The following is an 11,919-nucleotide window of genomic DNA, read 5'->3' on the forward strand; positions in this document are numbered from 1 at the left end:
CACGGTCCCCTGGCCTGCGACCTGGCCCTTTGGACCGAGCAGCCCGAGCAGCCCGAGCAGTCCCAGCACTCCGGAGCCCGCAGCCGGGGCGGAAGCCCCAGCCAACACAGCCAGCACGGAGGACTGACCCCCCGGCCGGGCCTCGATCAGCGTGAACGAAAGTCCGCCCGCCAGTCGTTGAGCCGGGCCCGCCACTCCTGCGCGGCGGGGAACCGTGACACCACGGTCTCCGCCGCGCGCCTGCGCGCCTGAGCCCGCGCCGCGTGCAGCCGAAGGACCGGCTCCCACGAGGCCGGGGCCATCAGCAGCCGCAGATTGGTCACGGCCCGTGGACGCCAGTGGTTCTTGTAGGACTCCTGGCCGCGCAACAGGCTCACCACCCGGCGGTCCGTCGCGGCGGCGAAGTCCGCGTCATGGCGCAGCAGCATCGTCGCCACGTCGACCTTCTGCTCCCGCAGTCCCGGATAGGCGCCGTACAGATACCCCCCGGAGAGGTTCGCGGAGAGCAGGGTCACGCTGGCGGCGACCACTTCGCCGTCCTGTCGGTACTCGATGAGTGAGGCGTTCCCCTCACGGATCATGCGGCGGGTGGCCCGCACCAGGTGCTCGGCGAAGCGGGGACGCAGATGTTCGAGGGTGACTCCGCGGCCTCGCCACTGGAGTTCATGGAGCCGCAGGAGATGCCCGATGGCATCCGGCACCTCGTCCTCGCCGACCGCGTAGTCGTCGATCTTCAAGGAGTCGATCTTGCGGAGTTTGGCGCGCACCCGTTGGGCGCGGTGCGCGGGGAGTCGTTTGACCAGGTCGTCCATGGGTTCGGCGGGCAGTTCCAGACAGATCGAGTCCGCCAGTTGTCGCTTGGCGCCGCGCCAGTGGTCGTAGAGGCCCTCGGCGGCGGCGCCCGGGCGCACCTCCCTGAGGTCGATGACGGCATGCCGGGCGGCGTTTCGCAGTCCGCGTTCCAGGGCCGCGAGTGCCCCCTCTGCGTGATCGTCGTCGACGAGGACGTCACCGTAGTCGGAGATCGTTCCGCCGAGCGGAACCAGGACCGGCATGGGCCGGTGGACCAGCATCAGCGGCGCCGCGGCGATGAGTCGGCCGTCCCGCCGCACGAGGACCACACGCAGCCGCCCGGAGTTCCCGTACGAGAGCCACCACGAGTCCAGCCAGGCGTGGCTCTGGAAGGGGGTGGCGCTGGCGCAGCGGCGTTGGAGGTCGTCCCACTCCTCTCGGAGTTGGGCGAAGGCCCGTGGGTCCCGACAGAGGGTGACGGTCGCCGGGGTGTGCTGCGCGGTCATCAGACGCGCCCGCGCTGCTTGCCGGTGGCTTCACCGGCGGGCGCCGGTACCACGGTGGCCGCGGCCGGTTGACCGGTCTCTGGGCCGGGTGCGCTGTCCGACCGGTCGGTGCGCCGGGGGCGTACCAGCAGGACCAGGCCGCCCAGCAGTCCGCCCGTGCAGCCGCCGACCGCGGTGGCCACCCGCGCCGACGGGGAGGTGGGTGAGGCCGGGGGGATGGCCTGGGAGAAGCTGAGCAGCCGTACCCCGGTGTTCTTGGCGACCTGGTTGCTGCTCACGAAGAGGGCGTCGGCGACGGCGTTGGCGATGTCGGCGGCCTCACCGGGTCGGTTCGAGGTACCGGTGATCGCGATCATGGGCGAGTCGGGCGAGGTCTCGGTGCGCACCTGGCTGCGGAGCTTCCGTACGGGCATGGCGGCGGCGACCCTGGCGTAGGCGAGGGTGGAGTCGCTGGTGGCGATGCGCCCGTACGCCTGGGCGAAGCCGAGCGCCGCTCCGGGTTGGGCGTCCTTGGCGGGTACGGCGATGGCGTAGCTGGTGGCCGTGTACTGGCGGGGGGCGAGGACCCCGTACGCGGCTCCGCCGACCGCGCCGACCAGTACCCAGACGGGCAGTGTCCACCAGCGGAGCAGACGGGCGAATCGGGCTCGGACCCGTCCCTTTCGCCGGTGGGGCGCGGGCTCTTGCTCGGGCGAATCGGTCATGGTCGTGCTCTCTCGGTCGGGGTGGGGTGGGGATGATCGGCGGGGTACCGGTCGGCTGACCGGGCGAGGGCACCCGCATAGACCTCCATCAGGAGTTCGCCGCTGCGGGTGATGTCGTAGTGGCCCACTGCGGCCGGTGGCGGCTGGCGCCGCTGGCCGGCCGCGAGTTGTCTGCGCAGTGCGGCGGTGAGTTGTTCCGGGGTGCCGTCGCAGCGCAGTGCACCGGGCGATTGGTGGGCGGGCAGGTCGTCGACGGCGGGGCAGGGGCCGTGCAGTACGGGGAGTCCGGCGGCGAGCGCCTCGACCACGGCCAGCCCGAACGCCTCTTCTCGGGAGGCGGAGACGAAGACGTCGACGGCGGACAGCAACTGCGGGACGGTGGGTGCGTGCCTCTGCTCGGCGAGTGCGCCATGGGCACCCGTGTCACCTGCGCACTCACCGAGCAGCCGTACGCGATCCGTCACCCCCAGCCGGGCGGCGAGGGCGGCGAGGGCGGTGCGCTCGGGGCCGTCGCCGGCGAGGACCAGGTGGACACCGGGGAGCGCGGCCACCGCCCGTACGAGTGCGTCGAAGCGCTTCCCGGGCACCAGTCGTCCCACCCCGCCCACCACGAACGTGTCCGGTGCGATGCCGAGTCGGGCCCGCACCGTCAGCCTGGCCTTCGGGTCGTAGCGGAAGTGTGCGGCGTCGATGCCGTTGGGGACGACATGGATGCGACCTGCCGGTACGCCCCAGTCCCGCAGCCGGCGGGCGACCGTCTCGGACACGGCGACCGTCGCCGAGCCGATCCGTTCCGAGCCGAGGTAGAGGGCCCGCGTGGGGCGGGTCAGCGGCCGGCCTTCGATCTCGGCGGTGCCGAGGGAGTGTTCGGTGGCGACGGTGGTGCGCACCCCGGCGAGCCGGGCCGCGAGGCGCCCGTACACACAGGCCCGGTAGAGGTGGGTGTGGACCAGGTCGTACTGGCCGTGCCGGATCAGTCGGGTGAGCCGGGGCAGCGCCCCGAGGTCCCGGTTGCCGCGCATGCCCAGATGGGTGACGTGGACGCCGTCCGCGCGCAGTCCTTCCGCGACGGTCCCCGGATTGGTCAGGGTGACCACGTCGCAGCGCACGGGCAGTCGGCGCAGCAGGAGCCGCAGTTGTTGTTCCGCACCGCCCGCTCCCAGCCCGGTGATGACATGGAGGACACGCATCCCGTTCACCTGCCGAGCCGGTGCCGCAGGCGCTTGACCCCGAGGCGTACGGCCCGGTCGGCCTGGCTGATGTGGGTGCGGGCGAGGGCGTAGGTGCCGGCGACGGCGGTGGGGGGTCGGATGGCGCAGGCGTAGGTGTACCCGGCGTCCCGCACCGCGCCGGCGACCCGTGCGTCGACCGTGCCGTACGGGTAGCAGAAGCCTTCGGGCGCCCTTCCGGTGAGTTCGGCCAGCCATCGGCGGCTGAGCCAGGTCTCCCGGCGCAGTTCCTCGTCGTCGGCGCGGGTCAGATCGGTGTGGGCGAGTCCGTGCGAGGCGATCTCGGTACCGGCCGCGACGGCGGTGCGGATGCCGTCCTCGCCGATGAGCGGGCGGCGCGGCCCGTCGGGATCCCACTCGTTGGTGCCGCCGATGCGTCCGGGCAGGACGAAGAGCGTTGCGGTGCAGCCGTGGTGGCGCAGTACGGGCAGGGCGGCGTCGATGAAGTCGGCGTACCCGTCGTCGAAGGTCAGCCCGACGAGTTTGGCGGCGTTGCCGTGGGCATGGGCGCGCAGCAGGGTGCCCACGCCCACGCCGATCAGACCTCGGCGGCGCAGCCACCGCAGTTGGAGGTCGAGGCGGTCGCGGGCGACCGTGATGCCGTACGGGTCGTCGGTGGGGTCGGCGACCGAGTGGTACATCAGGATCCAGGGCCGGGTGAGGGATTCGCGGGTGGTGGTGTCGGCGGCGCTGTGGGCCGTCGCCGTGTCAGCGGACATGACGGATCCTCTGTCGGGTGAGTGCCAGCAGATGGACGACTTCCGGGGCCCGGACGGCGAGTCCGGTGACAGTGAAGACCGCGGGTACCAGGAGGCACCCGACGGCCAGGGCGGTCAGTGGGTGGGGGGTGAGGGAGGAGGCGAGTCGGCCGGCCAGGGCGGCGGTGACGGCGGCGACGGCCAGCCGGGCGAGGGCCAGGCTGATGGCGGGGACGTGGATGGAGACCACGCGGGTGCCCAGACCGTGGAGGAGCAGCAGGGCGGTGGTGGTGATGCCGGCGGCGTTCGCGGCGGCGATTCCGTAGACGCCCCACGGGCCGACCGCGACGGTGCCGGCGGCGACGGTGACGAGGAGCCCGGCTGCCATGGCGGCTGCGGGGTACCAGGTGGGGCGTCCGGAGGAGAAGAACGGCCGGCCCAACGCACCGACCAGGGTGTGTCCCAGCAGACCGGCCGCGTACACGCGCATGACGGTGGCGGTGGTCGCCGTGTCCGCCGCGTCGAACTGACCGCGCTGGAAGAGCACTTCGATGATCTGGGGTGCGTATCCCAGGATGAGCGCGGTGCCGAGGAGGACGACGAGGCCCGCGAGGGCGAGGTCGTTCTCCACTCGACGGCGGGCCCGCTCGCGGTCTCCTTCCGCCATGGCCTTGGCGACGGCGGGGAACGTCACCGTGCAGAACATCAGCGACAGCACCATCGGCATCTGTGCGACCTTCTGCGCGTAGTTCAGATGCGAGATCGCCCCGCCCGGGAGGGAGGAGGCGAGGAACCGTTCGACGAGCACCTGTGACTGACGGCTGATGGCGAACAACACGATCGGCGCGACGACCGCGAAGCCGATGAGGGGTGCGTGCTCGCGCTGGCGCGGGACGCGCCGCCGACGGGGTGCCGGTGCCGGGTGGTTCACCTGGCGTAGGAAGGCGGGTAGTTGGGCGAGGACCATCAGCAGCCCGCCGACGGCGACCCCGGCCGCGGCGGCCCGCACGCCCCACACGGTGTGGAGGGCGAGGATGGTGGCGATGATGCCGGTGTTGTAGGCGACGTACACCCCGGCGGGGGGCAGGAAGCGGCCGTGGGCGCGCAGTGCGGCACTGAAGTACCCGGTGATGCCGAAGGTCAGGACGGTCAGGGCGGTGAGCCGGGTGCAGTCGACGGCGAGGTCCGGATCGGCGAAACCGGGGGCGAGGACGCGGACGAACTGCGGGGCGAGTGCGATGAGCAGCACGGTGGCGAGGGCGAGCCCGGTGAACAACCGCGGCAGGGTGGCGGCGACGAGGTCGCGCACCGCGTCCCGGGTGGGGTCGGCCCCGGGCGCCGCGTCGCGTGAGCGGTCGGCGGCTCGGCGGGCGATGGCGTGGCTGAAGGCGGGGACGAGGAGGAGGGCCATCGCGTCCTCGATGAGGAGGGTGGCGGCCATCTCGGGGACGGTCCAGGCGATGAGGAAGGCGTCGCTGTCGGTGCTGGCGCCGTAGAACTGGGCGATGGCCTGGTCCCGGACGAGCCCGAGGAGGGCGCCGGCGACGGTGAGGGACGCGGTGACCGCGGCGGCGCGGGCGAGGAAGTTCCCCAGCCGGGGGGTGGTGTCCGCGGTGGCCTCGCCGACCGGCAGGGTCGCCTTCGGTGGCGGGGTGTGCCATTCGGTGGGCCCGTCGGTCTGCTGCGGGTCTTCCGCGGGGCGTGCCGGGGCCTGCGGTGCCCCTTCGGCCTGTGCGTCCCGATCCTTCACGCGGTCTTCGCCCCGTCGGGTGCGGCCGGGGCGAGCGCCCACCAGGCGGCGAGCCCGAGGACCACACCGGTGAGCACCGTGGACGGCCCGCCGATGTCGGCGTACAGGAAGTCCACCGTCTGCCAGATCATCAGCGCGACGGCGGCGAGACCGCAGTCGGCCGCCCCGCGGCGTTCGCGCAGTCGCCGGAGCGAACCGAGGAGGATGGCTCCCCAACTGCCGATGAACGCGGTCGCGCCGATGAGGCCCTGCTCGCTGAGGATCAACAGGTACATGTTGTGCGGCGAGAGCAGCGGCTGGCGTTGGAAGGCACGGCCGGCACCCGCGGTGTCGCTGCCCGATGACAGGCCGATGGAGGCGTGGCCGTCCCGATGGGTGGGGAATCCCTTGAGGCCGACCCCGTGGACTGGTTCCTCGCGCCACATGCTCGCGGCGGCGGACCACATGGTGTAGCGGTCGGTGACGGACCGGTCGGGGGCGTCGGTGACCTGGGTGATGCTGGTCAGTCGTTGTGCGACCAACTCGGAGCCGACTCCCAGACCGCCGACGAGCACCACGGACACGGCGGTCAGCACCAGCAGGACCCGCACGGCGCGTGCCACCCCGGTGAGCACGATGACGGCGAACGCGGCCAGTGCGGTCGCGATCCAGGTCCCCCGGCTGAACGAGAGCGCGAGCGGGAGGACCAGCGCGGCCGTCGTCGCGACCGCGAGGGGGCGCAGCCAGCGGGGTGCGCCGGCGGGCGGGCGCAGTGCCACGGCGGCGGCGGCGAGGAGTCCGTAGGCGACGACGGTCGCCATTCCCATGACGTCGGTGGGCCCGAAGGTGCCGACGGCCCGGATGTCCTCGCCCATGTAGGAGGCGCCGGTTCCAGTGGCGTACTGGTGGACGCCGATCGCCCCCTGGGCGAGGGCGAGGAGGGCGAGTGCGCCGGTGACGACGCGGAAGTCGCGGGTGTCGCGCAGCAGGAGGACCACCGCGGTCGGCACGAGGACGAAGACCTGGAGGTAGCGGACGTACCCGGTGAGGCCGGCCATCGGATCGGCGGCGGTGACGGTGGCGACGGTCACCGCGAGGGCGGGTAGCGCGAAGACGACGGCACTGACCGCGGTCAGCGGGCGGGCACGCTGTCGCAGCGTGCGCACCAGGGCGAAGCCGACCAGTCCCGCGGATGCGACATCGGCCGGGGCGAGACCGCCGGCGCCCGCCTCGCTGCCGGCGGGCAGGGGCGCGGCGAGCAGCAGCACCGTCACGACCAGCGGTAGCAGCGGCCACCAGCGGGCGATCGTGCGCGGCATGCCCCTCGGGCCGGGTGACGGCGATGCGAGCGGGAGGGCGAGCGCGGCGGACTGCACCGTCATGGTCAACTGCCCCCGAGCCGGAACAGCGCGGTGGCCGTGCGCGCCAGGATGCACACGTCCCGCCAGGGCGACCAGGTGGCGATGTAGTGGTTGTCGAAGCGGGCCCGCTCCTCGATGGAGGTGTCTCCGCGCAGACCGTTGACCTGTGCGAGTCCGGTGATCCCGACCGGCATGCGGTGGCGGTCGCGGTAGCCGGGGTGGGTGTGGCTGAACTGGGTGACGAAGTAGGGCCGTTCGGGTCTCGGTCCGACCAGGCTCATATCGCCGCGCAGTACGTTCCACAACTGGGGCAGTTCATCGAGCGAGGTGCGCCGCAGCAGATGCCCGGTGGTGCTCATCCGTCGGTCGAGTGCGATGCTCCAGCGGGTGGCGGACTCCTGTTCGTCGGCCGGGCGCAGGGTGCGGAACTTCAGGAGGGTGAAGGGCCGCCCGCCCAGGCCGATGCGTTCTTGCCGGAACAGGACACCGGGCCCGTCGGCGATGCGTACGGCCAGCGCGCACACGGCGAGTACCGGTGCGGCGCAGACCAGGACGAGCGCGGCGACGAGGGTGTCGATGGTCCGCTTCACCGCCCGGGCGAGCGGGCGGTGCAGTCCACTGTGCAACGGGGTCACGGAGAACCCCCAGAGGTGGTCGTGACCGGCTGCCCGCCGCCAGGTCTGCCCCACGGCCGCACCGCCGTCGACCAGCCACAGCGCGCAGCGATGCTCGGCGAAGAGGGCGAGCAGTGCCTCGGATTCGACGTCCGACGCGGGTGGTTGGGTGAAGACCGCATGGCGTACGGCGTTTTGGATCACGGCCCGGCTGACGTCCTGGATGGAGGTGAGCAGGGGTGGTGAGCCGGGGTCGGACGCGGGCGCGGGCACGGTGTGCGCCTTGCCGATGTCGACGTGCCCGACGGGACGCATCCCGTACTCGGCGTGGTCGTACAGGGCGGCGGTGACCTGTTGGGTGAGCGCGGATCGACCGACGACGAGGACCGACTGCGGGGAGCGTTGCACCGACCAGCGTCGGGCGCGGTGGACGAGCGCACGGGCGGCGCAGCACAGCACGGTCTGGGCGGCGACGGCCAGCGCGAGGTGTCGCCAACCGGCGGTGTAGCGGGGGTCGTAGGCGGCGAGGCCCTCGGCGGTGGCGAGCCACTGCACCAGCGCGAGACCGCTGATTGCGGGCGCGTCGAACAGGGGGGACGGGGAGAGAGCGGGCCGGTACAGCCCGCGGCAGGCGTGCAGCGCGGGCGGTACGAGGGCCAGGAGCGCAAGGAGGGGACCGGGCCAGCTCCGCGGGGCCAGCAGGGCTGCGGTCACCGCGAACGCCAGTACATCGGCGGTGAGCAGCCCGGCCAACTGGCCATGGCGGCGCAGACCGTGAGCACCCCATGCATCGAACGTGCCGTGTGGGACGGGCGGGCGGCGGACTCCGCGGCGCGGTGGATGGACGGTGGTCTTGACGGCCGTGGTGACCGCCATCGTGCGGGCGGTGTGGTGCGCTGGAACACTCTCCGTCGTCATCGTGTGGCGCTCTTCCTCGTCAGGGTGTGGGGCGAGTTCAGAAGGTCCTGGTAGAGGCCGGACACGGCGGCGGCGGTGGCCCTGAAGTCACGGGTGGTCCGGGTGTGGCCGTGCGCCTGGCGCCCGAGGGCGGTGCGCAGGACCGGGTCCCTGAGCAGGGCGATCACGGCGTCCGCGAGCGCCCGGGGGTCATCGGGCGGTACGAGGCCGTGGGTCTCCTGGCCCGGGGGCAGGCTCTCTCGGGCCCCGCTGACGTCGGTGACCACCACGGGCAGCCCGCAGGCCATGGCCTCCAGCGGAGCCAGGGCCATGCCCTCCCAGCGGGACGGGAGCACCATGAGGTCCGCCGTGTGCAGCCAGGGCCGGACGTCGGGACTGGCACCGGCGAAGGTGACGTGCGGTGGGGCGGTGCGGGTGAGCCGTTCGCGTTCGGGACCGTCGCCGAGAAGCACCAGATGCGCCGAGGGCACGGCGGCCGTGATCCGGGGCCAGGCTGCCAACAGAACGTCCTGGCCCTTCTGCCGGCAGAGCCGTCCTACGCACAGGACCAGCGGCGCATCGGCGGGGATGCCGCTCAGGTCACGTGGTTTGAGACCCAGCTGCCGCTTGCCCTCCCCTGCGTCGGAAAGGTCGGCGCGATCTGGGTGGTATGGGCGATCTGGGTGATCTGGGTTATCTAGATGATCGGTGTTGAAGCGCTTCAGATCGATGCCGTTGTGGATGACGGTCCAACGGGTGTCGATGCCGGCGGCCTGTCCTGCGCGGCGTTCGGACTCGCTGACGCACAGGGTGCGGGTGCTCCAGCGGGCACCGTGCCGCTCCCAGGCCAGCGCCAGACGGGCTCCGGTGGGGCCGACGGCGTCGAAGGACCAGGCGTGCGGCTGGAACACGGTGGGAATCCGTCCACGGACCGCGAGGCGCGCGACCAGCCCGGCCTTGGCACTGTGGGCGTGCACCAGGTCGGGTGCGAGTCCGCGGATCAATCGGGCCGCGGTGAAGACCTCCCGGGCGAGCCGGGGGCCGGGCGCACGTCCGGCCTGCCAGCGGTGGACGGGGACGCCCATCGACTCGACCGCGGAGGCGAGTTCACCACCGCTGGGGCAGGCCACGACGGCCCGTAGCCCCTCCTCGGTCTGCGCCTTGACCAGATCGATGACGACGCGGGCGACTCCCCCCTCCACCGGCTGCACGAGATGGAGGATGGTCGGTGGGCTCGGCTCAGTCCGGCTTCGTTGCGGCACGTGCGGCTCTCTTGGTACGTGGGCTGGGGACCTGCTCGGGCGAGCAGCGCCGCGGTCGGGACTCAGCGGCGCGTATCTGCCTGCACGAAGAGAACGCCGAGGAAGTATCCGAGGTTTTCGGCGGAGAACGTGAAATTCAAACGACTACCGCCGGATGCCAGCGCGGGAGAGATGTCGAACACGTCCGAGTCATAGCCCAGGGTGTTCACATGAGCAGGCTGTCGTTTCATCGGATTACCGGGACCGGTGATGGTGGAGTTCATGACGTCGGTCGCCGGATTGGTCGAACTGGTGAGCCCGAACGTCTTTCCCTGGTCCGCCACCACGTTCACCGCATCACCGCTGACGCCTCGGTCACCGTCATAGGAGACGAATCCGGCCCGACCGGTGGCGCGGGCGGGAATGCGCAATCCGGAGAGCGTGAGGTCATGGCTCTTGCGTTCGGCGTCCAGGGTCTCGAAACCGTCCCAGATCGAGATGTGGCGCAGAGGCTCCGCACTGTTCTCATAGGCAACGACGAGGGTCCAGCCGCCCCAGGAGCCGACACGGGAATGCCCCATCGCCACATTGATCTGGGTCACGGTGTAGAGACCCGAACCGCTCTGACTGACCAGGGGCGTGACATCCGCTGAGGCTTGGAACGCATCGCTGCCGTCCGTGTCGCGGTGGGCGATCTGCGTATCGGCGAGGACTTCCTTGTACTTGCCGCCGGGTTCGGTGATCAGAATGCGGCCGTTGTCCTTGGGCGGCTTCTGCTCACCGACCCTGAGGTTTCCGCCCCAGTAGAGCCGGGCGTACGTCACCCGGGAGCTCTTGGGCAGGGCGAGTTCCGCCCGGCTGGAGTTGTACGTGTTCGCGTCGTCGTCCTCGTCGATGTAGAACATGTCGAAGTCGCCGTTCGTCCCGTCCGCGCCCGTCTTGACGGAGGAACAGGAGGCGGGAGCGGTGGACTTGGCGGTCCGGCAGGTGATCGAGGAGTTCGCGGCGCGCACGACGCCACCGTGGTGAACCGCCTGGTACCGCTGGGTGAAGGGAATTCTCGAAGATTCCTCCACGGCCGACGGGACGCCGGCGGCCGACAGCGGAGTACCCGAGAATGCAAGAAGGATCAGCGCACCCAGGATGCCTCGCGCGGCGAAGCCCGTCGATGTCTTCATGAGGCTGGCTCTCCATGCTGGTCAACATGCTTGGTCAACAATGACAAAAGCAGGAGTGCACTTTGTCAGAGAGCTAGTTGGAAATCACGCAGACTCGCTTGTAGGGCCATCTGGAGGTTATCCGAGCTGTAGGTACTATGACCGGCAGCTCAGCAACATAAAAGGTGACCGGGATTGCCTGAGGGATACCGAGAACAAATAGCCCTTCGAGTGATTCCGCACATCCCTTTCAGACGAAGCTCGTTGAGGACCCTCCGGGAGTCTCCGTCGGCCGCCCGAAGTCGACAGGCAGGCAGCGGAAAGCAGACGGGCGTCGGCCCTGCGCCCTGGCATTCCCCTCGCGTCCACCGGCCAAGTCAGCTTCCCGCACCGCCTCAACGCCGGGCGTTCACCGCACCAGTGGACGATCCGACGTACGGAAGAACACATGAGCCTTTGATACGAGAAACTCCGCAAGGGTTTCTCCGTCGTCCGCATCTCGTTACCCAGGGCGAAGGCGGCGACGACCGTCGCCGGAGAAGGGGATGCGAAGAGATGAAGTACACGAGGGTTGCCGCGATCATCGCCGGCTCGGTGGCCGCGCTCGGCGCGGCGTCTCCGGCCATGGCCGCCACGTCGGGCATGCCTCCCATGAGCCTGAACGGCGGCCTCGCCCACGCGGTGAGCGAGACGCCGCTCCTCAACGGCGGTAGCGGTGACGCCGTGAAGGACGTCGCCGACACCGCGACCGGACTGAACCAGGTCAAGGGCGACGCTCCCCAGCACGTGCTCCGGACCGCGAGCGAGCTCACACCGCTGCTCGGCGGTGTTGAACTGGGCGGCTGACGTACGGCCCCGCCCGAGCACCGCGATGAGGGGGTGCGGCAGTTGCTGCCGCACCCCCTCATCGTGCGTCCGTACGTCCGTCCTCACGCGTGCTCGTGCTCCTCGTACGCCCGTGCCGAGTGCGCGGAGGGCCCGATTCACACTC

The 11,919-nt window shown here is 71.2% G+C and carries 10 protein-coding genes; 1 reads left to right on the top strand and 9 read right to left on the bottom strand.

The features are described from left to right. Nucleotides 1–146: 146 nt before the first annotated feature. The 9 genes from ACFXJL_RS03315 to ACFXJL_RS03355 all read right to left on the bottom strand — a co-directional run bounded on the left by ACFXJL_RS03315 (nucleotide 147) and on the right by ACFXJL_RS03355 (nucleotide 10,949). Nucleotides 147–1,298, bottom strand: a complete 1,152-nt coding sequence (locus ACFXJL_RS03315; RefSeq protein ID WP_384688773.1) for a GNAT family N-acetyltransferase — start codon at nucleotides 1,296–1,298, stop codon at nucleotides 147–149. Further along, nucleotides 1,298–2,002 (bottom strand): lipopolysaccharide biosynthesis protein, encoded by a 705-nt coding sequence (locus ACFXJL_RS03320; protein ID WP_384631499.1) that lies wholly within the window; start codon nucleotides 2,000–2,002, stop codon nucleotides 1,298–1,300. Before ACFXJL_RS03320 ends, ACFXJL_RS03315 begins: the two co-directional genes overlap by 1 nt. After that, on the bottom strand, nucleotides 1,999–3,192 hold the full coding sequence (locus tag ACFXJL_RS03325; RefSeq protein WP_384688776.1) for a glycosyltransferase: 1,194 nt from the start codon (nucleotides 3,190–3,192) through the stop codon (nucleotides 1,999–2,001). Before ACFXJL_RS03325 ends, ACFXJL_RS03320 begins: the two co-directional genes overlap by 4 nt. A 5-nt stretch (nucleotides 3,193–3,197) precedes the next feature. Next, complete coding sequence (locus ACFXJL_RS03330) at nucleotides 3,198–3,950, bottom strand: polysaccharide deacetylase family protein (protein ID WP_358876271.1); 753 nt, start codon at nucleotides 3,948–3,950, stop codon at nucleotides 3,198–3,200. Then, nucleotides 3,940–5,679 (bottom strand): murein biosynthesis integral membrane protein MurJ, encoded by a 1,740-nt coding sequence (murJ, locus tag ACFXJL_RS03335; RefSeq protein WP_384688781.1) that lies wholly within the window; start codon nucleotides 5,677–5,679, stop codon nucleotides 3,940–3,942. The genes ACFXJL_RS03330 and murJ overlap by 11 nt, the downstream gene beginning before the upstream one ends. Beyond that, nucleotides 5,676–7,040, bottom strand: coding sequence for an O-antigen ligase family protein (locus tag ACFXJL_RS03340; protein ID WP_384631505.1), 1,365 nt, complete (start codon nucleotides 7,038–7,040; stop codon nucleotides 5,676–5,678). Before ACFXJL_RS03340 ends, murJ begins: the two co-directional genes overlap by 4 nt. Nucleotides 7,041–7,042: 2 nt before the next feature. Continuing rightward, nucleotides 7,043–8,551, bottom strand: a complete 1,509-nt coding sequence (locus tag ACFXJL_RS03345; protein WP_384688784.1) for a sugar transferase — start codon at nucleotides 8,549–8,551, stop codon at nucleotides 7,043–7,045. Continuing rightward, nucleotides 8,548–9,792 (bottom strand): glycosyltransferase, encoded by a 1,245-nt coding sequence (locus ACFXJL_RS03350; protein ID WP_384688787.1) that lies wholly within the window; start codon nucleotides 9,790–9,792, stop codon nucleotides 8,548–8,550. Before ACFXJL_RS03350 ends, ACFXJL_RS03345 begins: the two co-directional genes overlap by 4 nt. 62 nt (nucleotides 9,793–9,854) lie before the next feature. Continuing rightward, nucleotides 9,855–10,949 carry a DUF3344 domain-containing protein gene (locus tag ACFXJL_RS03355; protein WP_384688790.1) on the bottom strand — a complete coding sequence of 365 codons (1,095 nt, stop codon included), beginning with the start codon at nucleotides 10,947–10,949 and terminating at the stop codon, nucleotides 9,855–9,857. Between the two features lie 534 nt (nucleotides 10,950–11,483). Between ACFXJL_RS03355 and ACFXJL_RS03360 the strand changes: the two genes are divergently transcribed. After that, the gene (locus ACFXJL_RS03360) at nucleotides 11,484–11,774 is read left to right on the top strand and encodes a hypothetical protein (RefSeq protein ID WP_358876276.1); all 291 of its coding nucleotides are present in this window, start codon (nucleotides 11,484–11,486) and stop codon (nucleotides 11,772–11,774) included. Nucleotides 11,775–11,919: the final 145 nt, after the last annotated feature.

Origin of the sequence: Streptomyces sp. NPDC059256, assembly GCF_042753785.1 — a bacterium.
Taxonomy (GTDB): domain Bacteria; phylum Actinomycetota; class Actinomycetes; order Streptomycetales; family Streptomycetaceae; genus Streptomyces.

Bases quoted from the DNA above. Each gene is read 5' to 3' on its own strand.
- ACFXJL_RS03315 (WP_384688773.1), bottom strand. From the start codon at position 1,298: ATGACCGCGCAGCACACCCCGGCGACCGTCACCCTCTGTCGGGACCCA.
- ACFXJL_RS03320 (WP_384631499.1), bottom strand. From the start codon at position 2,002: ATGACCGATTCGCCCGAGCAAGAGCCCGCGCCCCACCGGCGAAAGGGA.
- ACFXJL_RS03325 (WP_384688776.1), bottom strand. From the start codon at position 3,192: ATGCGTGTCCTCCATGTCATCACCGGGCTGGGAGCGGGCGGTGCGGAA.
- ACFXJL_RS03330 (WP_358876271.1), bottom strand. From the start codon at position 3,950: ATGTCCGCTGACACGGCGACGGCCCACAGCGCCGCCGACACCACCACC.
- ACFXJL_RS03340 (WP_384631505.1), bottom strand. From the start codon at position 7,040: ATGACGGTGCAGTCCGCCGCGCTCGCCCTCCCGCTCGCATCGCCGTCA.
- ACFXJL_RS03345 (WP_384688784.1), bottom strand. From the start codon at position 8,551: ATGACGACGGAGAGTGTTCCAGCGCACCACACCGCCCGCACGATGGCG.
- ACFXJL_RS03355 (WP_384688790.1), bottom strand. From the start codon at position 10,949: ATGAAGACATCGACGGGCTTCGCCGCGCGAGGCATCCTGGGTGCGCTG.
- ACFXJL_RS03360 (WP_358876276.1), top strand. From the start codon at position 11,484: ATGAAGTACACGAGGGTTGCCGCGATCATCGCCGGCTCGGTGGCCGCG.